This window comes from Magnetospirillum sp. XM-1 (assembly GCF_001511835.1).
Classification (GTDB): domain Bacteria; phylum Pseudomonadota; class Alphaproteobacteria; order Rhodospirillales; family Magnetospirillaceae; genus Phaeospirillum.
Genome location: NZ_LN997848.1, coordinates 739,532 through 759,985 on the forward strand (window position 1 = coordinate 739,532; position 20,454 = coordinate 759,985).

Sequence of the window (20,454 nt, forward strand, 5' to 3'; positions counted from 1 at the left end):
GGTTGGGGTTCGGGGCAAAAGCCCCGATGAAAGCCTGACATGCCCCCCCTGTCCCGCAAGCTGCGTCTGGCCCGCCTCGCGCTGCTGTGGGAAAGGGCGTGGCCGCCGGTGGCGGCGGCGCTCGCCCTGCTGGCCCTGTTCCTGGCGCTCGCCCTGTTCGACGCCGCCCCGCTGCTGCCCTTCTGGCTGCATGCCGCCCTCGCCCCCGCCTTCGCGCTCGCCATCCTTGTCCTGCTTTGGAAGGCCTGGCGGGTGGAGCGGCCCTCTCGGCAAGAGGCGGCGCGGCGGCTGGAGCGGGATTCCGGCGTCGCCCACCGGCCGCTGGCCGCGCTTTCCGACCATCTGGCCATCGGCGACGAAGCCCTGTGGCAGGCCCACCGCGCCCGCATGGAGCAGGCGGCCCGGGACTTGCGCCCCGGCTGGCCCGACCCGGTGCTGCCGCCCAAGGACCCGTTCGGCCTGCGCTTCGCCGCCCTGCTGCTGCTGATCGTCGCCGCCGCCGGAGGACGCTCCGACCCGGCCGGCCGGCTGGCCCGCGCCGTCGATCCCTACACCCTCCGCCCGGCGCTGGACTCCGACACGCTGGAGGTGTGGATCGTGCCGCCGGCCTATACCGGCCTGGGCCAGAGTCTGCTGAAGCCGGGCCAGGGCGGGATCGCCGTGCCGGCCGGAAGCCTGGCCCGCGCCGTGACCTCGTGGCGGGGCTGGGGCGGGTCCGCCCTGTCAGCGGGCGGCGCGGCGGTGCCATTCGCCGAGGACGGCCGCGCCGAACTGGCCGTGACGGAAGGACCCAGCCTGGACGTCCGCCTCGGCCTGCGCCTCGCCGCCTCGTGGCCCGTGACCATCCGCCCCGACACCCCGCCCGAGGTGACGCTGGTCCAGCCGCCCAAGGACGACGAGCGCGGCCGCCTGACCCTGGAACTGGAGGCAAGCGACGATTACGGCCTGAGCCGGGCCTGGGTGGAGGTGGAACCCGTGGACGAGGCGGCCGAACCGCTGCGCCTGGATCTGGTGCTGCCGGGCGAGCGGGTGCGTCAGGCCCGGCTGCGCTTGCGCGCCGATCTGGCCGACCATGACTGGGCCGGACGCAAGGTGCGCCTGACGCTGAAGGCCGAGGACGGTGCCGGCCAGGTGGGCGCCGCCCCTCCCTTCGAAACCGTCCTGCCCGAGCGCAATTTCCGCCACCCCCTGGCCCGCGCCCTGGTGGAATGGCGCCGCCAATTGAGCGATACCCCCCGCCTGGGGCCCGAGATCGCCGAGGAGCTGCGTCAGATCCTGGACGAGCCCCAGGCCTTCGGCGGCGACCGGCGGGTGTTCCTGGCGCTTTCCGTCACCCGTCACATGCTGATGCGCCCCGAATTCGAGCGGGACCGCATGCGCTCGCTGCTGTGGTACGCCGCCACCCGCATCGAGGACGGCGGCCTACCCGCCGCCGAGAAAAGCCTGGAGGACGCGCGCGCCCGTCTGGAACGCGCCCTGGCCGACAAGGCCGACGCGGCCGAACTGTCCCGGCTGGTCCAGGAACTGGAAGCCGCGCTGGAGCAGTGGATGAACGCCCTGGCCGAGCTGGGCCTGGACGAATCCCCGCCGCCGTCCGAGCCGGGCTCCCAGGCCGTCGACCTCTCCGACATGCTGGACCAGTTGCGCGGGCTGGCCGAGACCGGCGACCGCGAGGAACTGCGCCGCCGCCTGGAGCAGATGTCGCGGCTGATGGCCGAGATGGGGTCTGGAGCGCGCGGGCAGAAGGGCGATCCGGCCGCCGCCGAGGCCCTGCGCCGCCTGAAGGAGCTGACCGCCCGCCAGCAGGAGCTGCTGGACAAGAGCTTCCGCAAGGCTCCGCCGCCCGAGGAGCACGACGAGGACGCCCCCCGGCCGAAGCCGTCCGCCACCGACCGGGCCGAAGGACGCAAGGCCGCCCAGGAGCAAAAGGCGCTGCGTCAGTCCCTGGACCAGCTGGCCAAGTCCCTGCCCCAGCCCCCCGATTTCCTTTCCGATGCGGAACGATCCATGCGTGGCGCCCAATCCAGCCTGGACGACGGAGAATGGGGCGACGCCGCCGAGCAGCAGGCCGAGGCGGTCAAGCGCCTGCGAGACGGCGCGCGCCAGATGATCGAGCGCATGGAGGCGGCACGGGGCAAGGGCTCGCCCGCTTTGCTGCCCAGGGACCCCTTCGGCCGTATGCAGAACGGCTCGACCTTCGCCGATGACGGCCGGACCAAGGTGCCGGGCCGCTCCGACACCATGCGGGCGCGGGAAATCCTGCAGGAATTGCGGCGGCGTTCGGGGGATTTCCACCGGCCGGAGCCGGAACGGGACTATATTAGGCGGCTGCTGAAGCCGTTCTGACCACCTGCGGGCAGGATGCCCGCAAACTGGAGGCGACTACTTCGCCTCGACGGGCTTGGTCTCGGCGGGCGGGGCGGCGGGAGCCGCCGGGGCCGCATCCGCCGCCGGAGCGGGCGGAGCCACCGGAACGGGCGCCGGAGCGGGCGTGGCCGGAACCGGCGGCGGCGCCGTGGCCGGCTTGGCCTCGGCGGAATCCACGAAGACCACCACCACCTCGACGGCGTTGGGATCGGGCCGTTCCAGCATGATCTTGAAGCTGACCGTCCCCTGGGAGGCCAGTTCGGTGACCGGCGGCTGGGACAGCTTTTCCTGGACCGCCTGCTTGTTGCGGTCCATCAGCACCAGCTTCATGGTCGGCACCGGCCGCGAGCGGTCGGTGACGTTGGCGATGATGCCGCGCACCACCAGCACGTCGGTGTCGTTGTGGACGAAGCGTTCCGGCGTGCCGGCCTTGCGCAGTTCCAGCCCGGCGCCGGGCTTTTCCCGCCGCAAACCCGCCTGGCCCAGCAATTCCCCGGCCTCGGGCACCGCCTCGACCAACTGGTCCTGGAAGTAATAGCCGGCACCGCCCAATCCCCCCAGAATCAGGAGAACCAGCAGCACCCACAGCATGCCCGTGCCCTTCTTGCCCTCGCTGGCCGAGGTGGAGAACAGCTCGGGGACCGGCTGCGGCTCCTCGTCCAGCAAGTCGATGTCGCCGGCCTGCTCCATGCCTTCATCGGGCGGCAGGCGGTTGGCGAAGGTGGGAACCGGCGGAGCATCCAGGTTGAAATCGTCATCGGACGAGGCCGAGGCGCGAGGCGCGTCGAACACCGTGTCGTCCTTGACCGGATTGAAGCCCGACACCTTGGAAAAGTCCGGCATCGCCGGCTCGGGCGGCGCGAAGGACGGCCCCGCCAGATCCAGGTCGGTGTCGTCATCCATGGACAGCGGCGTCTGGAACCACTTGTGGGCGCACTTGGCGCACTTCAGCTTGCGTCCGGAGGTTCCGAGCGCACTGTCGGGGATGGAGAAGTTGGTCGCGCAGGCGGGGCAGGTGATCAGCATGGTCTGCAAGCACCGGAAAAGATTTATTTCTTATAGGCCGGAGCAGGGACCAACACAAGCGGCTACAAGCAACTCCGGCCCTTCGGGCCTGGGCGGGCTACAGACGGATCAGCCCGTCCGGATTGGCCAGCAATCCGGCGAAGGTGGCGGCGTTGACGGGGCGCGAGAACAGGAAACCCTGCATCACCGGACAGCCGCGCGCCGCCAGGAAGGCGGCCTGCTCGCGGGTCTCCACGCCCTCGGCGATGACGGAAAAGCCCAGATTGCCGGCCAGCGCGATGATCGAGGCGATGATGGCGCCGTCCTTGGCGTTGCCCGGCAGTTCGGTGACGAAGGCGCGGTCGATCTTCAGCGTCGAGACGGGAAACAGCTTGAGATAGGCCAGCGAGGAATAGCCGGTGCCGAAATCGTCCAGCGACACCCGGACCCCCAGCGTGGTCAGCTGGCCCAGGATCTCGATGGCGCGGTCCACGTCGCTGGCCATCATGGTCTCGGTGATTTCCAGCTCCAGCATCTGGGGCGGCAGGCCGGATTCGGCCAGCGCCGCCTTGACCTTGTCCTTCAGGCGTCCGTCGTGGAACTGGGCCGGCGACAGGTTGACGCTGATCGAGGGCAGCATCAGCCCCTGGGCCCGCCATTCCGCCACCTGGCGGCAGGCGGCGCCCAGCACCCAGTCGTCGATGGCGCCGATCAGGCCGGCCCGCTCGGCGACGGGAATGAACAGGCCGGGCGACACGTCGGCCCGCACGGGATGGCGCCAGCGGATCAGGGCCTCGGCCCCGACGATGGCGCCGGACAGGGCGTCGATCTTGGGCTGGAACACCAGACGGAACTGATCCTCGCCCAAAGCCAGGCGCAGGTCGTTTTCCAGACTGACCCGCTCGGCCACCTGGCGGTCCATTTCCATATCGAAACAGCTATAGGGCAGGCCGCCGCGCTTGGCGTGGTACATGGCGGCGTCGGCCCGCGACAGCAGGCTTTCGGCGCCGTCGGCGTCGTCGGGAAAAAGCGCGATGCCGATGGAGGTGCCGGCGAACAGCTGCAGCCCGTCGATGTCGAAGGGCTCGGCGAAGGCGTAGAGCACCTTGCCGGCGCAGGACTGGGCCGCCGAATGGTCGCCAACGCTGGGCAGCAGCATGACGAACTCGTCGCCGCCCAGCCGGCCGATGACGTCACTGGCCCGCACGCAGGCCTTGAGGCGGCGTGCCACTTGGCGCAGCAGCTCGTCGCCCACCGCGTGGCCATAGCTGTCGTTGATGTCCTTGAAACGGTTGACGTCGAGATAAAGCATGGCCAGGCGCTCGCCGGTCTGCTCGGCCCGCACGATGGCCTCGCCCAGCGCCTCCATCACCGTGTGGCGGTTGGGCAGGCGGGTCAGGGCGTCGTGGCTGGCATGAAAGCGGATGCGCTGCTCGTCGCGGCGCTTGCGGGTGATGTCGCGCAGCAGCAGCACGAAGCGCCCATCGTCGCCCTTGGCGTCCTCTCCCTGGTCCACCGCGGTTAGCGCCAGGGCGGCGGGGAAGGGCTCGGAGTCCTTGCGCCGCGTCCAGGTCTCGCCCGACCATTGGCCGCTGGCGGCGGCCAGACGCCACATCTCCTCGATCTCGCGGTTGCCGATCATCTCGACGGCCAGCAGGTCGCAGGGCTGGCCCATGACCTCGGCGGCGGTCCAGCCGGTCATGGGCTCGAAGGAATCGTTGACCGCCAGGATGCGCCGCTCGCGGTCGGTGACCACGATAGCCTCACCCACCGTCTCGAACACCGTGGCGGCGAGACGCAGCGAATCCTCGGCCTTCTTGCGTGCCGTGATGTCCTGGACGGTGCCTTCGTAGCACACCAGCCGGCCGCGCCCGTCATAGACGGCCCGCGCGTTCTCGGCGATCCAGATGATGCCGCCGTCATGGGTCCACACCCGCGCCTCGAAATTGCGCACCACCGAATCGCGGGCCAGGATTTCGCGGAAGCGTTCGCGGTCGGACGGATCGACGTAGAGGGAGCGGGCGATATCGGTCAGGCCGGCGATCAGCTCAGCCGGGTCCTTGTAGCCGTAGATCCGCGCCAGCGCCGGGTTGGCGTCGAGATAACGCCCGTCCGGCGTGGTGCGGTAGATGCCCTCGACCGCGTTCTCGAACAAGGAGCGATAGCCGCCGAGGTCATCGTCACTGCGGGCAAAGGCTACGACGTCGCCGCTCATCACATTCGAACCCATTTGGATCAATTCCAATTGGACAGTGCCACTGACGGATTATGCACTGCAACAGAATCCGGTGATCACCCTACTTTTGTCTCTCGATGCTGGATTTTGAGCCCGGCTGCCTCTAAGAAAGTGGGTCTGTTTTCGAAAGGACCAGGGCATGAGGATCGGAATCGTCGGATGCGCCGGGCGCATGGGCCGGATGCTGATGGAGGCGGTGCTGGCCGCCGAGGGTTGCCGGCTTTCCGGCGGCACCGAACGGGCCGGAACCGAGTTCATGGGTCGTGACTTAGGCGTTCTGCTGGGCCGTGAATCCGTGGGCGCCTCGGTGAGTTCCGACCCGGCGGCCCTGTTCGCCGCCTCGGACGCCGTCATCGACTTCACCGCGCCGGCCGCCACCCTGGCCCACGCCGCCCTGGCCGCCGAATTGGGCAAGGTGCTGGTGGTGGGCACCACCGGCCTTTCCAAGGACGACGAGGCCCGGCTGGCCGAGGCCGCCAAGCGCGCCCCCATCGTCTACGCCCCCAATTTCAGCGTCGGCGTCAATCTGCTGATGGCGCTGACCGAGCGCGCCGCTTCCATCCTGGGCGAGGATTACGACATCGAAATCGTCGAGATGCACCACCGCCACAAGGTGGACGCGCCCTCGGGCACGGCGCTGGGCCTGGGCCGCTCCGCCGCGCTCGGCCGCCAAAAGGCGCTGGATTCCGTGTGGTGCAAGAGCCGCGACGGCCATACCGGGGCGCGGCCCAAGGGCGAGATCGGTTTCGCCACCTTGCGCGGCGGCGACGTGGTGGGCGACCACACCGTGATGTTCGCCGCGGAAGGGGAAAGGGTCGAACTGACCCACAAGGCGTCGTCCCGCGCCGTGTTCGCCAAGGGCGCGGTGCGCGCCGCCCGCTGGGCCGCCGATTGCCGGCCGGGGCTTTATTCCATGCGCGACGTTCTGGGGCTGTGAGAATGAGCGACGAGCAAAAGGCCCCCCAAGCGCCGGTCGGACGCCGCTACAAGGAGTGGGAGCACACCTCGGCCGAGGAAGTGGCGTTCTCGCGCAAGGTGTTCTACGGCATGATGACCTTGCTGGCGATTCTGCTGGGGGCGCTGGTCTACGGGGCGCTAAGATAGGCCTGTCGTCCTGGTGTCGTGGCGCTGTCGCGGGGTCCGCCCCATGCTGGCGCCACCTTTCCCGAGGGTCCGAAGCATGACCGATACCGCCGAAACCATCCGTGAGCTGCGTCTGCAACGCGCCTGGTCCCAGGAGCAACTGGCCGAGATCGCGGGTATCAGCGCCCGCACCGTCCAGCGGCTCGAACAGGGCCAGGCCGCCGCGCTGGAAACGCTGAAGGCCCTGGCGGCGGCCTTCGACATGCCGATCGATCGCCTTCGGGGAGGCTCCGCCCCCCTCGCCAAGGATGATTCCATGATGACTGAAACCGCTGTGCCGTCGCCCGCCCCCCGTGACCCCCAAAGGACGTTCCGCCGTCATCTTCTGGTGTTCGCGGCCGTGATGAGCGGGCTGGCCGCCATCAACCTCTTCCACAACCCGGATCATCTGTGGGTGATCTATCCGGCGCTGGGCTGGGGCGTTCCCCTGGCCATCAAGGCCCTGTCCCTACGCCACACGCCGCCGGCCGCCGGCTGAAAGCAAAACCCCCGCCGATGAGGCGGGGGTTTCTTGTTTCGTCAGACGCTGGTGTCGACGTTGTTGCCGCCGCTCTTGGGGCCGCCCTTGGCGACGCCCACCAAGGCGGGGCGCAGCAAGCGGTCGTGCAGCGTGTAGCCCGCCTGCATCACCAGCACCACGGTGCCTTCGATCTGGCTGGGGTCTTCCATCTCCATCATGGCCTGATGCAGGTTGGGGTCAAACTTCTCGCCCTGGGCCGCCACCGGCTTGATGCCGTAGCGCTCGAAGGTGGCCAGCAATTCCCGTTCGGTCATCTCGACGCCGGTGGTCAGCGCCGCCAGGGATTCGTTGCCGTCCCGCGCCGCCGCCGGCACCGAATCCAGCGCCCGGCGCAGGTTGTCGGCCACCGACAGCACGTCCTTGGCGATGTTGGAGACGGCGTACTTGCCGCGATCCTCGGCCTGCTGCTCCAGGCGGCGGCGCGTGTTCTCGGTCTCGGCCTTGGCGTAGAGCACGTCGTTCTTCAGCTTGGCGATTTCCGCCTCCAGCTGGGCGATGCGGTCGGATTCGGCGGCCGGCGGCGCGGCGGATTCGGCGGCCGGGCCCGGTTCGGCGCTTTCGGCGGCGGGCATCTGCTCGGCGGTCTGATCCTGGGTCATATCAAGGCTCTCTCGACAGGTTGAAGTTGCAATCAGGTGGGTTGCCCGATCAGGCGGCCGATCACACGCGCGGTGTAATCGACCATGGGAATGATGCGGGCGTAGTTGATGCGTTGCGGGCCGATCACCCCGATGGCGCCGACGATGCGCTCGCGCGAATCGCGGTAGGGCGCCACCACCATGGAACAGCCGGTGACGCCGAACAAATCGCTTTCGGCGCCGATGAAGATCTGCACCCCGTCGGCGACCCGGGTCAGGTCCACCAGGCGCAGGAACTGCTCGGAGGTTTCCAGCGCCTCGAACAGCGAGCGGATGCGCTCCAAATCCTCGACGGCGGTGACGTCTTCCAGCAGATGGGACTGGCCGCGCACGATCAGCGCCGACTGGCTTTCGCCGCCCGCCCAGGTGGCCAGCCCGGCCTCGATCACCCGCTTGGTGAGCGAATCGAGCAGGGTGCGCTGGTGTTCGAGCTCTGCGGTGATCTCGTCCCTGACCTCGTCCAGCGAGCGCCCCGCCAGCCGGGCGTTCAGGTAATTGCCGGCCTCGACCAGGGTGGACATCTCGACGCCGTCGGGCAGGTCGAGGATGCGGTTCTCCACCATGCCGTCCTCGGTGACCAGGACCACCAGGGCGCGGTTGCGGCCCAGCCAGACGAATTCCACGTGTTTCAGCGTGCGCTGGATCTTGGGCGCCACCACCACGCCGGCGCAGCGGCTCAATCCCGACAGCGCGCCCAGGGCCTCGCCCAGCACCTGCTCCATGGAGCGGCCCGCCGCCTTGCACTGGGCGTCGATGGCCGAGCGCTCGGATTCGGCCATGCGGCCCACTTCCAAGAGGCCGTTGACGAACAGGCGCATGCCCGCCTGGGTGGGCAGCCGCCCGGCCGAGGTATGGGGCGCGTAAAGGAGGCCGAAATCTTCCAGATCGGCCATGACGTTGCGGATGGTGGCCGGCGACAGGCCGAGGGTGAGGCGGCGCGACAGGGTGCGCGAGCCGATGGGCTCGCCGGTTTCCACATAGGATTCCACGATCTGGCGGAAGATTTCCCGCGATCTGTCGTTCAGCTCGGTAATGACGGGGCCCTTGGTCCGTACCATTGCCTTCTCCGGTGCGGCGAAAATCTAGTGGCGCCTTGCCCCCTCGTCAATGTCGGGGGGTCGAGATTGTGGACGACACCCACCATATGGAGGTAGCTTGCCGCCTCTTTGCCTTCCTTCGAGGATTCAGACCCGTCATGAGACCGTCCGGCCGCGCCCCCGACCAGCTTCGCACCGTCATCCTGGAAACCGGCGTGTCGCGCCATGCCGAGGGCTCGTGCATCGCCAAGTTCGGCGACACCCATGTGCTGTGCACCGCCTCGGTGGAAGAGAAGGTTCCGCCCTTCCTGCGCAACACCGGCAAGGGCTGGGTCACCGCCGAATACGGCATGCTGCCGCGCTCGACCCATACCCGCACCGACCGCGAGGCGGCCAAGGGCAAGCAATCGGGGCGTACCCACGAGATTCAGCGCCTGATCGGCCGCTCGTTGCGCTCGGTCACCGATCTCGCCGCCATGGGCGAGCGCCAGATCAAGATCGATTGCGACGTGCTGCAGGCCGACGGCGGCACGCGGACCGCATCGATCACCGGCGCCTTCGTCGCCCTGCACCTGGCCTTCCAGCGCCTGGTGCGCCTGGAGCTGTTGAAGGAGGTGCCGCTCACCGACCACGTGGCCGCCATCTCCTGCGGCATCTACGAAGGCACCGCCGTCCTCGACCTGGACTACCCCGAGGATTCCAACGCCCAGGCCGACGCCAATTTCGTCATGACCGGCACCGGCGGCATCGTCGAGATCCAGGGCACCGCCGAGGAACGCCCCTTCTCGCGCGCCCAGTTCCTTGCACTCACCGACCTGGCCGAAGCCGGCATCCGCCAGCTGGTCCAGGCGCAGAAGAAGGCCCTCGGATTGGCATGACCCGCAAGTTCCCCTCTCGGCGTTTCGACGGAGGCCGGCTGGTCATCGCCAGCCACAATGCCGGCAAGGTCCGCGAGATCGGCGAGCTTCTCGCCCCCTACGGCACCCAGGTCGTCTCGGCCGGCACCTTGGGGCTGGCCGAGCCCGACGAGACCGGCGACACCTTCGTCGCCAATGCCGAGCTCAAGGCCCGCGCCGCCGCCTCTGCTTCCGGCCTTCCCTCGCTGGCCGACGATTCGGGGCTGGCGGTGGACGCCCTGGCCGGGGCGCCCGGCATCTATTCCGCCCGCTGGGCCGGCGAGAAGAAGGATTTCGCCTTCGCCATGGCCAAGGTCCAGTCGGCGCTGGGCGAGGAGAAGGACCGCACCGCCCGCTTCGTCTGCGCCCTGGCGCTGGCCTGGCCCGACGGCCATTGCGAGACCTTCGAGGGCGTGGTGGAAGGCGACATCGTCTGGCCGCCTAAGGGCGAGAACGGCTTCGGCTACGACCCCATCTTCCTGCCCAAGGGCGGCGCGCTCACCTTCGGCGAGATGGATGCGGCGGCCAAGCACGCCATCAGCCACCGCGCCGACGCCTTCGCCAAGCTGGTGGCGGCGTGTTTCGGAGCGGAGCATTAATTGGGCTATCGCCCAAACCCATCCGGGGTGATACCCCGGACCCCTTTTGATTATATCAATGGGGTTTGGGGCCCAAGGCCCCAAGCGGGTATGGGCGGCAGCCCATGATCTCGTCCTCCCCCGGCTTCGGCATCTACATCCACTGGCCGTTCTGCCTGTCCAAGTGCCCCTATTGCGACTTCAACAGCCATGCCGCCCAAAGCATGGATCAGGCGCGCTGGCGGGCCGCCCTGCTGGCCGAGCTGGATCATTTCGCCAGTGAAACCGCGGGCCGCACCCCCACCAGCATCTTCTTCGGCGGCGGTACGCCCTCGCTGATGGCCCCCGAGACGGTGGGCGCCCTGGTGGCGATGGTGAAAAGCCGCTGGGCTTGCGCCCCCGATCTGGAAGTGACGCTGGAGGCCAACCCCACCAGCGTCGAGGCCGACCGCTTCCGCGCCTTTCACGATGCCGGCATCAACCGTCTGTCGCTGGGCATCCAGGCGCTCGACGCGGAATCGCTGGCCTTTCTCGGACGCAGGCATTCGGCGGACGAGGCGCTGGCGGCGCTGAAACTGGCCCAGGCCATCTTTCCCCGCGTCTCCTTCGACCTGATCTATACGCGGCCCGGCCAGACCGAGGCCGGGTGGCGGGCCGAACTGGCCCGCGCCCTGGATCTGGCCGGCGAGCATCTGTCCTTGTACCAGCTGACCGTCGAGGACGGCACCATGTTCGCCCCCGCCCAAGCCCGCGGCGATTTCGTCCTGCCCGACGAGGACGAGGCGACGGCTCAGTTCGAGGCCACCCAGGAGCTGTGCGAGGCCGCCGGGCTTCCCGCCTACGAAATCTCCAACCACGCCCGCCCCGGGGCCGAGTGCCGCCACAACCTCACCTACTGGACGGGGGGCGAGTGGCTGGGCGTCGGTCCCGGCGCCCATGGCCGCTTTGGCGGCGAGGCGCTGGCCCAGGCGCGCTCACCCGGCACCTGGCTGGCCCAGGTGGAGCAAAACGGCCACGCCACCGAGACCCGCTATCCCCTCGACCCGGCCGAACGTCTGTCGGAACTGGCGCTGATGGGATTACGGCTGCGCAACGGCCTGGGCCCCGCCTTGCTGGCCGAGTTGCGCCCCGCCTTTGATCCCGCCGGCCTCGCCCGCATGATCGAGGGCGGCTTCCTGGTGGAGGACGCGCACGGCCTGCGCACCACCGACAAGGGACGGCTGGTGCTCAACGCCGTGCTGGGCGAGCTGCTCGCCTGAGCTACTGGAACGCGCTGGGCGCCGCACCCACTTCCCGGGCACCCGTCGGGGCGATTTCCTTGACGGTCAGGCCACGTTCGGCCACGCCGCTGGCGCCTAAGCGGAAGATACCGTCCACGCCGGCGAAGCCGTTGGGGTTCTGCAGCACGGCCGAGCCGTAATCGCCCATGCCGTTGCGGGCCAGGGCGGCGGCGAGCGCGGTGGAATCATAGGCGATGCCGGCCAGCCCGCTTAAGCGGGGCGGCAGGGCGCCGAACGCCTTGGCGTAGCGCTGCTCGAAGGCCATATGGCCGGCGGCGGGCGGGGCGGGATACCAGCCGCCGACCAAAGCCGGTTCCTGGGTCAGCTTGGGATCGTCCCACAGCAGGGTGCCCAGCAGGCGCGGCACCTCGGCGCCGCCCTCGCTCATGAAATAGGATAGTAGCGAAGCAATGTTCCTGAGCCGCACGCCCTCGTCGGGCACCAGCACGGCGTCGTAGGCCGAGCCGGGGACGCCCTTGGACGTCACGCCCTTGCGCGCAGCGAAGCGCTTGACCACCTGGGTGAAGTCGGTGGCGGCGGGATCGTAATAATCCACGGCCACCAGCTCGAGGCCTTGGGCGGCGGCGGCCTCCTTGGCGGCATCAGCCACGGCGCGGCCGTAATCGTCAGAGCGGGCCAGCACGCCGATGCGCCGCATTCCCTGTTCATGGGCATGGGCCAGGACGCGGGCCACCTGCGGGCCGGGCAGGAAGCCCAGGGCATAGACGCCGCTTCCCGCCACCGAACGGTCGGTGGTGTAGGCCAGCAGCGGCACGACCTGATCACGCGCCACCGGCGCCGCCGCCTTGACCTCGAAGCTGAACACCGGGCCCAGCACGATGGTGGCGCCCTGGGCCATGGCCGCGCTCGCGGCGGCGGCGGCGCCTTCGGCGGTGCCCTTGGTGTCGAGCGGAATCAGGCTGAACTTGGCATCGGCGATCTCGAACAGCGCCAGCTGCGCGGCGTTGGACAGGGCCTGGCCGATGGCGGCCTGCGGCCCCGACAGCGGCAGCAGCAGGGCGGCGCGCACCTCGCCCTGATGGAGGGTCCGGGCGGGGGCCGGCATGGAGGGAGGGACGGCTTGCGGCAGGCTGGCCACCTGCGGCTCGGCCGAAGCCGGAGCGGGAACGGAAGCGGGCGCGTCCTTGGCCGCCGGAGCCGTCTTGGCGGCGGCGGGCGGCGGGACGGGAGCCGGAGCGGACTGCGCCTGGGGAGCGGGCTTGGTTCCGCCGAGCCAAGGTGGTAACTCTGACGCCTGTTGACAGCCCGAAACCATCAGCATGGCGGCAAGCAATGGCAGGAACGGGGCGGGGCGCCGGAAAAAGCCCAAATGGCGCAAGACAAGCCTCCTCGGACGACGGCCCCGGAGCCTTGGAGCCCGGCGGCGACACTGAGGCGAAAGGTAGACCCTGGGCACGCGGAAGTAAACCAAGCGCCGGCCTCTATCTGGTCGCCACCCCCATCGGCAATCTGGGCGACATCACGCTGAGGGCCCTCGAGGTGCTGGGCCACGCCGATCTGGTGGCCTGCGAGGATACCCGCGTCACCGGCAAGCTGATGCAGCTGCTGGGCCTGAAAGCCCCGCTCACCCCCTATCACGACCACAACGCCGACAAGGCGCGGCCCGCGCTGCTCGCCCGCCTCGGCAGGGGCGAGGTGGTCGCGCTGGTGTCCGACGCCGGCACCCCCATGGTCTCGGACCCGGGATTCAAGCTGGTTCGGGATTGCATCGAATCGGGTATCTCCGTCACCGCCCTGCCCGGCGCCTCGGCGGTTCTGACGGCTTTACAACTATCAGGCATTGCTTCCGAGCGATTCCTCTTCGCCGGCTTCCTGCCGTCCAAGGGGGCGGCGCGCCGCGCCGCGCTGCAGGAGCTGGCCCAGGTCCCCGCCACCTTGGTGTTTTACGAATCCCCCCACCGGACGGGGGAGTCCCTGGCCGACATGGTCACCGTGCTGGGCGACCGGATGGGGGCGGTGACCCGCGAGCTGACCAAGCTGCACGAGGAGGTGGTCCGGGGCAGCCTGTCCGAACTGGCCGGTCGCTATGGCGATTCGCCGCCGCGCGGCGAAGTGGCCATCGTCGTCTCGGGACCCCAGGCGGGGGGACCGGCCACGCCGGCCGACATGGAGGGCCGTTTGCGCGCTGAAGTGGAAAAAGGCCTTTCCATCAAAGATGCCAGCGCCCTGGTGGCGGCCGAAACCGGCCATCCGAGGCGCGATGTCTACGCCACGGCGCTGCGACTGTTCCGAGGGGGCAACGAGGAATGAATTCCGCACCCCGTTCGCGCTCCCATCAGGCGGCGCAACGGCGCGGCCGGATGGCGGAGCGGATTGCCGCCCTGTTTTTGCGCCTCAAGGGTTATGCAATCCTGGCCCAAGGGCTGAAATCCGGCCGGGGATCGGGGGCGGGCGAGGTGGATCTGGTGGCCCGGCGCGGCGATCTGGTGGCCTTCGTCGAGGTCAAGAACCGCCCCAGCCTAAACCAAGCTATTGAATCTCTTACATCTTTTCAGAGACAGCGGATCGAGCGCTCCGCGGCCGCCTTCCTGGCCCGACGGCCCGAGCTGGCCCGCTGCGGCGTGCGCTTCGACATGGTGCTGGTCGCCCCCTGGCGCCTGCCCCGCCATATCCCCGACGCTTGGAGAATTGATTAGCGACTCGCGCCCGCCGTACACTGGGGGCCGAAATCCTCTGCCGTTCATCAAGGAGAGTCCCCTTGCGCCCGCTGCTCAATGCCCTGCTGATCGCCGCCATGGGCGGAATGCTGTCCGGCTGCGCCGCCACCGTGGTGGGGGCCGGCGCCTCGGCCGGCGTGGCCGCCGCCGAGGAGCGCGGCCTGGACGGCGCCGTCGATGACCTGAAAATCAGGACGGAAATCAATCACTTATGGTTCCAGAAGGATGTGGAGATGTACCGCAAGGTCACTCTCAACATCTCGGAAGGCCGGGTGATGCTGACCGGTCTGGTCGCCACCGAGCAGGCCCGCGCCGACGCGGTGCGCCTGTGCTGGCAGGTGGGCGGTGTCAAGGAGGTCCTGAACGAGATCAAGGTGGTGGCCGCCGGCGAATCCGGCTGGGACCAGGCCAACGATTTGTGGATCCAGAACAAGCTGAAGGCCCGGCTGCTCACCGACGGCGACGTGAAGAACATCAACTACATCGTCGATGTCACCGATTCCGTGGTCTACCTGCTGGGCATCGCCCAGAGCAGCGCCGAGCTGGACCGGGTGATCGCCCATGCCCGCGACGTCAGCGGGGTGAAGCGGGTGATCAGCCATGTGCGCCTGAAGACCGATCCCAAGCGGAACGGCGGCTGATGAGCGAGGCCGCCGCCCGGGTGCGCGAACGCCTGACGGCCCTGGGCCGGCTGGAGGATCGCGACCTGGACCCGGCGGAACCCGCGCTGCTGCTGGCCGCCCTGGGCCAGGCGCGGCGGGGAGCCCTTCTGGACATCGCCCCCTATCTGGCCCTGCTCGACGAGATGGCCGCCCAATTGCGGACCGAGGCGGAAGATTGCCCCGACGCCGAGGCCCTGGCCCTTCGCCTGTTCCAGCTGTTGGGACGCCGCCATCGCTTCCAGGGCGACGAGCGCGACGACGACGATCTGGGCGATCTGGACCTGCTGACCGTGATGGATCGCCGCCGCGGCGGCAACGACGCGCTGGGCCTGCTGGCCCTGGCGGTGACCCGGCGGGCCGGGATGGTGGCCGAGGGGCTGGCCTTTCCCGCCCATTTCCTGCTGCGCTTAGGGCTCGCCGACGGCAGCCGGGTGATCGTCGATCCCCTGGGCGGCGGCCAGCCGCTGTCCGCGCCCGATCTTCGCGCCATGCTGAAGGCGGCCGCCGGCCTGGACGCCGAGCTGGAACCGGCCCATTACGCCGCCATGAGCAACCGCGACCTGCTGCTCAGGCTGGGCAACGCCGCCAAGCTGCGGCTGCTTCGCCTGGGCTACGTGGATCGCGCCCTGGCCATGGTGGAATCCCTGCTGCTGGTGGCCCCCGACGCCTGCCTGTTGTGGCGCGAGGCCGGGCTGATGCACATGCGGCTCGACCACGCCGCCCAGGCCGTCGCGGCGCTCGAGCAATTCCTGGCCCGCACCTCCAGCGCCCAGGCCAAGGCCCGCACCCTGGCGCTGCTGGCCGAGCTGAGACGCCGCCTGACCTGAACAAGAAGGACCCCGTCATGAGCCTTGCCGTCGCCATCCAGATGGATCCCATCGAGTCCATCGACATCGATGCCGATTCCACCTTCGTCCTGGCGCTGGAGGCCGAGAAGCGGGGCCATGTCCTGTACCATTACCTGCCGCGCGACCTGGCGCTGAGAAACGGCAAGATCCTGGCCCGCGTGCGGCCCCTGACGGTGCGCCGGGTCAAGGGCGACCATTTCAGCCTGGGCGAGGCCAGGACCATGGACCTGGCGGAGATGGACGTGGTGCTGATGCGCCAGGACCCGCCCTTCGACATGGCCTACATCACCGCCACCCACCTGTTGGACCACATCCATCCCCGCACCCTGGTGGTCAACGACCCCACCCATGTGCGCAACGCCCCGGAAAAGCTGCTGGTCACCCATTTCGGCGATCTGATGCCGCCCACCCTGATCACCTCGGACCGCGAGCAGATCCTGGATTTCAGGGACGAGCACAAAGACATCATCGTCAAGCCACTGTTCGGCAACGGCGGCGCGGGCGTTTTCCACCTGCTGCCCGGCGACGAGAACCTCAATTCCCTGCTGGAGATGTTCACCCAGCTCTACCGCGAGCCGGTGATGGTCCAGCGCTATCTGCCCGAGGTGCGCCAGGGCGACAAGCGCATCATTCTGGTGGACGGCGTGGCGGTGGGCGCGGTGAACCGCGTGCCGGCCGAGGGCGAGGCCCGCTCCAACCTGCATGTGGGCGGCACCGCCAAACCCACCACGCTGACGGCCCGTGAACAGGAGATCTGCGCCGCCATCGGCCCGACGCTCAAGGAACGCGGCCTGATTTTCGTGGGCATCGACGTCATCGGCGACTACCTGACCGAGATCAACGTCACCTCGCCCACCGGCATCCAGCAGATCGATCGGTTCGATGGCGTGTGCATCGAGGGCCTGATCTGGGACGCCATCGAAGCTCGCAGGGCGTCTTCATAAACTGTTATAACCTTCAGATATTTCATAAATTCCCCCATCCGCGATCAACGGATGCAGTTGCGCGAGCCATTGTCGCGCCACTGCGACTGCGTTTGTGGTTGAGAAAATCGGGTCCCCCGGACCTCTCAACTGCGTTTGCGGTTGAGAGGTCCGGGGGACGATTTGACCAGCGACCGGCCCAGGATTTGAGCGGAGACGTCCGCACCTTGATTAACGGATGTTTTTCCTATTTTCTTGCCTCGCCTTCCTTCGCCTCGACGCTGTCGACGCAGAATGGCGAATCAGGCGATTGGAAAAGGCCAACAGGCGGCAACAACCGAATGGCGACCACGCCATTCTCGCCGCCAATGGGAAGCCGGCCGGATTAACGGGCCTCCAGGCCGCAGGTTTTCCTTCCGGAAACCATATCGGCCATGGCCGGACGGCCGCAGCCGGCGGGCGATCCCCTCGGGCCGGCGGTGTTCCGACCCCGTCCCGCCCCTGCCGGAACCATCTTGCGTCACGGCCTGAACGAATGCCCCCTTCTCTCAGTTCCCCATCGCCGCCACCCCGTCCGGCCGGCGGCGGATTCCACCCGTCCGCCGGCCGGACGGGGATCGTTCCAGGCATCGGTCCCTGGCTCGAACTTGCCAGCGAAACGATTCCCCGCAGGCGGATTGGCCCCTGGTCCCGTCCATCGGAGCGATACATCTTGAGGTTGCAGCTTCGGCGGCGGCCGGTTTGGCCTCCGGACAAGCTGCCGATTGCCCATTACCCCGGCTTATGGCATTCGGATGGTCCGTATCTCCCGCAACAGGGACACCGTCCGGGGCCGCGCCATGAAGATCGAAGGCAATACCGTCGTCACCTTGCGCCTGAAGGTGGCCAACCTGGATGGCGAGACCGTCGATTCTCCGGCCGAGCCCATCAGCTATCTGCACGGCGGGCACGGCGGACTGTTTCCCAGGCTGGAAGCAGCCCTGGACGGCAAGACGGCCGGGGATGCCGTCGACATAACCCTGGAGCCCAAAGACGGGTTCGGGGCCCGTGACGCCGGGCTGGTCATGACCGTGCCGCTGGACCACGTCGAGCAGCCCCCCAAGGTGGGCGAGACGCTGGAGCGGGAATATCGGGGAACCTCGCTCCAATACCGCGTGGTCGCGGTGGACGACCGCAACGTCGAGCTGGACGCCAACCACCCGCTGGCCGGCATGACGCTGGTGTTTTCCGCCACGGTGACGGAGGTGCGGGCGGCCACCCCCGAGGAGGCCGCGGCGGAAGTCGCCGCCCTGAACCAGGCCGCCTGGGACTGGAAGGCGCGGGAAAGAGCCCTGCTCCAGGCCAGGGACGAGGCGAAGGACGAGGCCGAAGCCGCCATTGTCGCCGAGGCCGAGGCGGCGGGACTGGTCGAGACCACCTATGTGCCCCAGCTGGGGACCCAGTTCCGTTTCGTCTTCCGCTCGCAGACCCACAAGCTGTGCTGGCTGGCGCCCCTGTTCCTGTTGCCCGCAGTGGCGGCTTGGGCGGGCTATCGCGGCTGGGAGAAGACCTGCGCCGCCCTGCTCGTGCTGTGGCTCGCCTGGACCTTCCTTGCTCCGGCCGCCATCGGTAAGGCGATTAAGCTGTGGGGCTATCGGTTCCTGTTCTTCGACTTCTCGCCCAACCTCACCCCCAGCCGGCTGGAAAGCGGCATCGCCAACGGCGGCACAGCCCTTTCGGTTTTGGCGGTCGTGGTCTTTACCCTGGTCGCCTTGTTCAAGATCGAGCATCTGTCCGACCTGTTCACCATTATCGGCGTCGACTTGGCCTTGCTCTTCGCGATCGGCGTGCTGATGATGATCCTGTTGCCGTTCATGGTGATCATCCTCACCGCGTTCCGGGTCCGGCCGGTCGTCGACAAGCAACCCGCCGGCCAGCCGGCGCCGTAAGCCCGTGAACGGGCATGGCAGCCATTGCATACAACAGGTATGATCCCCGCGCCGAATAGGGGAACCGCCTTTCCATGACCACCCGCACCGCTACCGTCGCCTTTTCCGGCATCGACTGCCTCGACATCGACGTTCAGGTGCAGGTGGCGGCGGGCATGCCGGCCTTCACCCTGGTGGGGCTGCCCGACAAGGCGGTGGGGGAAAGCCGCGAACGGGTCCGCGCCGCCTTCAACGCCATCGGCCTGGCGCTTCCCCCTAAGCGCATCACCGTCAATCTGGCGCCCGCCGATCTGTTGAAGGAAGGCAGCCATTTTGACCTGCCCATCGCGCTGGGCCTGCTGGGCGCCATGGGGGTGATTCCCGCCGACGAGATCATGGGCTATGTCGCCCTGGGCGAACTGGGCCTGGACGGTTCCATCGCTCCGGTGGCGGGCGTGCTGCCCGCCGCCATCGCCGCCAATGCCAGCGACAGAGGTCTGATCTGCCCCCAGTCCCAGGGCTCGGAAGCCGCCTGGGCGGGCGAGGTGGAGGTGCTGGCCGCTCCCTCCCTGCTGGGGCTGATCAATCATTTCAAGGGCAGCCAGATTCTCGCCCGCCCCACCCCGCGCCGCATGGACGAAGACGGGGCCTATCTGGATCTGAAGGACATCAAGGGCCAGGAAACGGCCAAGCGCGCCCTGGAAGTGGCCGCCGCCGGCGCCCACAATCTGCTGATGATGGGCCCGCCCGGTTCGGGCAAGTCCATGCTGGCCGCCCGTCTGCCCGGCCTGCTGCCGCCCTTGGAGCCCGCCGAGGCGCTGGAGGTCAGCATGATCCACTCGGTGGCGGGGCAGCTGGCCGAAGGCCGCCTGCTCACCCGGCGGCCCTTCCGCGACCCCCATCATTCCGCCTCCGTACCCTCCCTGGTGGGCGGCGGATTGCGGGCGCGGCCGGGCGAAGTGTCGCTGGCCCATAACGGCGTCCTGTTCCTCGACGAGCTGCCGGAATTCCAGAGGGGTGCGCTCGAAGCACTGCGCCAGCCCCTGGAATCGGGCCGCGCCGTGGTGGCTCGCGCCAACGCCCACGTCACCTATCCCGCCCGCATCCAGCTGGTGGCGGCCATGAATCCCTGCCGCTGCGGTCATCTGGGCGACCCGGCGCTCGCCTGCTCCAAGGCGCCCAAATGCGGCCAGGACTACCAGTCCAAGATTTCCGGCCCGCTGTTCGACCGCATCGACCTGCATGTGGAGGTGCCCGCCGTCAGCCCCGCCGATCTGTCCCTGCCGCCGCCCGCCGAAGGTTCGGCGCAAGTTGCGGCGCGGGTGGCGGCCGCCCGCGCCCTGCAGCTGGACCGCTACCGGGGTGCCGCCATCCGCACCAATGCCGAAGCCGACGGGGAATTGCTGATGAAGGTGGCCTCGCCCGACGAGGCCGGGCGCCGCCTGCTCACCGAGGCGGCCGAGCGCATGCGCCTGTCGGCGCGCGGCTGGCACCGGGTGCTGCGCGTCGCACGCACGCTGGCCGACCTCCAGGGGGCCGAGGCGGTCGGGCGCCTGCAGGTGGCCGAGGCGCTCTCATACCGAAGACTGATGCCGGGCCGCGCCGGTTGAGTCCTATCGCCCTATGACGTCTGTGGGCATTGCGCCTTTTGCGTGCCCGGCCCCATGCTCGGACAGCCGGTGAGAAATGGGGTCAATACCCGATGAATGTCTCCGCACCGATTAAGGGCTGTGGAT

General features: G+C 68.8%; 19 protein-coding genes. 14 read left to right on the plus strand and 5 right to left on the minus strand.

The genetic code is table 11. The annotated features are described in order from the left end of the window. Positions 1-39 precede the first annotated feature (39 nt). On the plus strand, positions 40-2,346 hold the full coding sequence (locus XM1_RS03590; protein WP_068429864.1) for a DUF4175 domain-containing protein: 2,307 nt from the start codon (positions 40-42) through the stop codon (positions 2,344-2,346). Between the two features lie 36 nt (positions 2,347-2,382). Here XM1_RS03590 and XM1_RS03595 read toward each other — a convergent pair whose 3' ends face one another. Together XM1_RS03595 and XM1_RS03600 are read right to left on the minus strand one after the other, a co-directional pair. Continuing rightward, positions 2,383-3,393, minus strand: coding sequence for a DUF3426 domain-containing protein (locus XM1_RS03595; protein WP_068437456.1), 1,011 nt, complete (start codon positions 3,391-3,393; stop codon positions 2,383-2,385). A gap of 97 nt (positions 3,394-3,490) precedes the next feature. Beyond that, on the minus strand, positions 3,491-5,587 hold the full coding sequence (locus XM1_RS03600; protein ID WP_231920680.1) for a bifunctional diguanylate cyclase/phosphodiesterase: 2,097 nt from the start codon (positions 5,585-5,587) through the stop codon (positions 3,491-3,493). 160 nt (positions 5,588-5,747) lie between these two features. Between XM1_RS03600 and dapB the strand changes: the two genes are divergently transcribed. The 3 genes from dapB (at position 5,748) to XM1_RS03610 (ending at position 7,229) form a co-directional block, all read left to right on the plus strand. Beyond that, the gene (gene dapB, locus XM1_RS03605) at positions 5,748-6,545 is read left to right on the plus strand and encodes a 4-hydroxy-tetrahydrodipicolinate reductase (RefSeq protein ID WP_068429874.1); all 798 of its coding nucleotides are present in this window, start codon (positions 5,748-5,750) and stop codon (positions 6,543-6,545) included. Between the two features lie 2 nt (positions 6,546-6,547). Continuing rightward, positions 6,548-6,712 carry a hypothetical protein gene (locus XM1_RS24470; RefSeq protein ID WP_172821881.1) on the plus strand — a complete coding sequence of 55 codons (165 nt, stop codon included), beginning with the start codon at positions 6,548-6,550 and terminating at the stop codon, positions 6,710-6,712. Between the two features lie 76 nt (positions 6,713-6,788). Then, a complete protein-coding gene (locus XM1_RS03610; protein WP_068429882.1) occupies positions 6,789-7,229 on the plus strand; it encodes a helix-turn-helix domain-containing protein in 441 nt (146 codons plus the stop codon). Positions 7,230-7,270: 41 nt separating this feature from the next. Here XM1_RS03610 and grpE read toward each other — a convergent pair whose 3' ends face one another. Both grpE and hrcA read right to left on the minus strand, forming a co-directional pair. Continuing rightward, the gene (gene grpE, locus XM1_RS03615; protein WP_068429883.1) at positions 7,271-7,870 is read right to left on the minus strand and encodes a nucleotide exchange factor GrpE; all 600 of its coding nucleotides are present in this window, start codon (positions 7,868-7,870) and stop codon (positions 7,271-7,273) included. 32 nt (positions 7,871-7,902) lie between these two features. After that, positions 7,903-8,967 carry a heat-inducible transcriptional repressor HrcA gene (hrcA, locus tag XM1_RS03620; RefSeq protein ID WP_068429884.1) on the minus strand — a complete coding sequence of 355 codons (1,065 nt, stop codon included), beginning with the start codon at positions 8,965-8,967 and terminating at the stop codon, positions 7,903-7,905. A 137-nt stretch (positions 8,968-9,104) separates the two neighbouring features. Between hrcA and rph the strand changes: the two genes are divergently transcribed. The 3 genes from rph (at position 9,105) to hemW (ending at position 11,679) form a co-directional block, all read left to right on the plus strand. Further along, positions 9,105-9,824 carry a ribonuclease PH gene (gene rph, locus XM1_RS03625; protein WP_068429893.1) on the plus strand — a complete coding sequence of 240 codons (720 nt, stop codon included), beginning with the start codon at positions 9,105-9,107 and terminating at the stop codon, positions 9,822-9,824. Beyond that, entirely contained in the window at positions 9,821-10,441 is a 621-nt protein-coding gene (gene rdgB / locus XM1_RS03630) for an RdgB/HAM1 family non-canonical purine NTP pyrophosphatase (RefSeq protein ID WP_068429897.1), read from the plus strand. Before rph ends, rdgB begins: the two co-directional genes overlap by 4 nt. Before the next feature lie 104 nt (positions 10,442-10,545). Beyond that, positions 10,546-11,679 (plus strand): radical SAM family heme chaperone HemW, encoded by a 1,134-nt coding sequence (gene hemW, locus XM1_RS03635; RefSeq protein ID WP_068429899.1) that lies wholly within the window; start codon positions 10,546-10,548, stop codon positions 11,677-11,679. A 1-nt stretch (position 11,680) separates the two neighbouring features. Here the strand turns inward: hemW and XM1_RS03640 are convergent, their stop codons facing one another. After that, positions 11,681-13,039, minus strand: a complete 1,359-nt coding sequence (locus tag XM1_RS03640) for a penicillin-binding protein activator (RefSeq protein WP_068429901.1) — start codon at positions 13,037-13,039, stop codon at positions 11,681-11,683. 32 nt (positions 13,040-13,071) lie between these two features. Between XM1_RS03640 and rsmI the strand changes: the two genes are divergently transcribed. The 7 genes from rsmI (at position 13,072) to XM1_RS03675 (ending at position 20,328) form a co-directional block, all read left to right on the plus strand. Beyond that, positions 13,072-13,971, plus strand: a complete 900-nt coding sequence (gene rsmI, locus XM1_RS03645) for a 16S rRNA (cytidine(1402)-2'-O)-methyltransferase (RefSeq protein ID WP_082700357.1) — start codon at positions 13,072-13,074, stop codon at positions 13,969-13,971. Next, the gene (locus XM1_RS03650; RefSeq protein ID WP_068429908.1) at positions 13,968-14,357 is read left to right on the plus strand and encodes a YraN family protein; all 390 of its coding nucleotides are present in this window, start codon (positions 13,968-13,970) and stop codon (positions 14,355-14,357) included. The genes rsmI and XM1_RS03650 overlap by 4 nt, the downstream gene beginning before the upstream one ends. 62 nt (positions 14,358-14,419) lie before the next feature. Then, positions 14,420-15,019 carry a BON domain-containing protein gene (locus tag XM1_RS03655; protein ID WP_231920681.1) on the plus strand — a complete coding sequence of 200 codons (600 nt, stop codon included), beginning with the start codon at positions 14,420-14,422 and terminating at the stop codon, positions 15,017-15,019. Next, on the plus strand, positions 15,019-15,867 hold the full coding sequence (locus tag XM1_RS03660; RefSeq protein ID WP_068429910.1) for a SirB1 family protein: 849 nt from the start codon (positions 15,019-15,021) through the stop codon (positions 15,865-15,867). The genes XM1_RS03655 and XM1_RS03660 overlap by 1 nt, the downstream gene beginning before the upstream one ends. Positions 15,868-15,884: 17 nt before the next feature. Continuing rightward, on the plus strand, positions 15,885-16,832 hold the full coding sequence (gene gshB, locus XM1_RS03665) for a glutathione synthase (protein ID WP_068429912.1): 948 nt from the start codon (positions 15,885-15,887) through the stop codon (positions 16,830-16,832). Positions 16,833-17,605: 773 nt separating this feature from the next. Next, complete coding sequence (locus tag XM1_RS24665) at positions 17,606-18,739, plus strand: peptidylprolyl isomerase (protein WP_068429915.1); 1,134 nt, start codon at positions 17,606-17,608, stop codon at positions 18,737-18,739. A gap of 74 nt (positions 18,740-18,813) precedes the next feature. Next, entirely contained in the window at positions 18,814-20,328 is a 1,515-nt protein-coding gene (locus tag XM1_RS03675; protein WP_068429920.1) for a YifB family Mg chelatase-like AAA ATPase, read from the plus strand. The last annotated feature ends 126 nt before the right edge of the window (positions 20,329-20,454 follow it).

What these genes read in the sequence shown, in the direction of transcription:
- hrcA (WP_068429884.1), bottom strand. Translation starts at nt 8,967, where the DNA reads ATGGTACGGACCAAGGGCCCCGTCATTACCGAGCTGAACGACAGATCG.
- grpE (WP_068429883.1), bottom strand. Translation starts at nt 7,870, where the DNA reads ATGACCCAGGATCAGACCGCCGAGCAGATGCCCGCCGCCGAAAGCGCC.
- dapB (WP_068429874.1), top strand. Translation starts at nt 5,748, where the DNA reads ATGAGGATCGGAATCGTCGGATGCGCCGGGCGCATGGGCCGGATGCTG.
- XM1_RS03675 (WP_068429920.1), top strand. Translation starts at nt 18,814, where the DNA reads ATGACCACCCGCACCGCTACCGTCGCCTTTTCCGGCATCGACTGCCTC.
- XM1_RS03650 (WP_068429908.1), top strand. Translation starts at nt 13,968, where the DNA reads ATGAATTCCGCACCCCGTTCGCGCTCCCATCAGGCGGCGCAACGGCGC.
- XM1_RS24470 (WP_172821881.1), top strand. Translation starts at nt 6,548, where the DNA reads ATGAGCGACGAGCAAAAGGCCCCCCAAGCGCCGGTCGGACGCCGCTAC.
- XM1_RS03600 (WP_231920680.1), bottom strand. Translation starts at nt 5,587, where the DNA reads ATGAGCGGCGACGTCGTAGCCTTTGCCCGCAGTGACGATGACCTCGGC.
- rph (WP_068429893.1), top strand. Translation starts at nt 9,105, where the DNA reads ATGAGACCGTCCGGCCGCGCCCCCGACCAGCTTCGCACCGTCATCCTG.
- rdgB (WP_068429897.1), top strand. Translation starts at nt 9,821, where the DNA reads ATGACCCGCAAGTTCCCCTCTCGGCGTTTCGACGGAGGCCGGCTGGTC.
- XM1_RS24665 (WP_068429915.1), top strand. Translation starts at nt 17,606, where the DNA reads ATGGTCCGTATCTCCCGCAACAGGGACACCGTCCGGGGCCGCGCCATG.
- XM1_RS03660 (WP_068429910.1), top strand. Translation starts at nt 15,019, where the DNA reads ATGAGCGAGGCCGCCGCCCGGGTGCGCGAACGCCTGACGGCCCTGGGC.
- XM1_RS03595 (WP_068437456.1), bottom strand. Translation starts at nt 3,393, where the DNA reads ATGCTGATCACCTGCCCCGCCTGCGCGACCAACTTCTCCATCCCCGAC.
- hemW (WP_068429899.1), top strand. Translation starts at nt 10,546, where the DNA reads ATGATCTCGTCCTCCCCCGGCTTCGGCATCTACATCCACTGGCCGTTC.
- XM1_RS03610 (WP_068429882.1), top strand. Translation starts at nt 6,789, where the DNA reads ATGACCGATACCGCCGAAACCATCCGTGAGCTGCGTCTGCAACGCGCC.
- gshB (WP_068429912.1), top strand. Translation starts at nt 15,885, where the DNA reads ATGAGCCTTGCCGTCGCCATCCAGATGGATCCCATCGAGTCCATCGAC.
- XM1_RS03590 (WP_068429864.1), top strand. Translation starts at nt 40, where the DNA reads ATGCCCCCCCTGTCCCGCAAGCTGCGTCTGGCCCGCCTCGCGCTGCTG.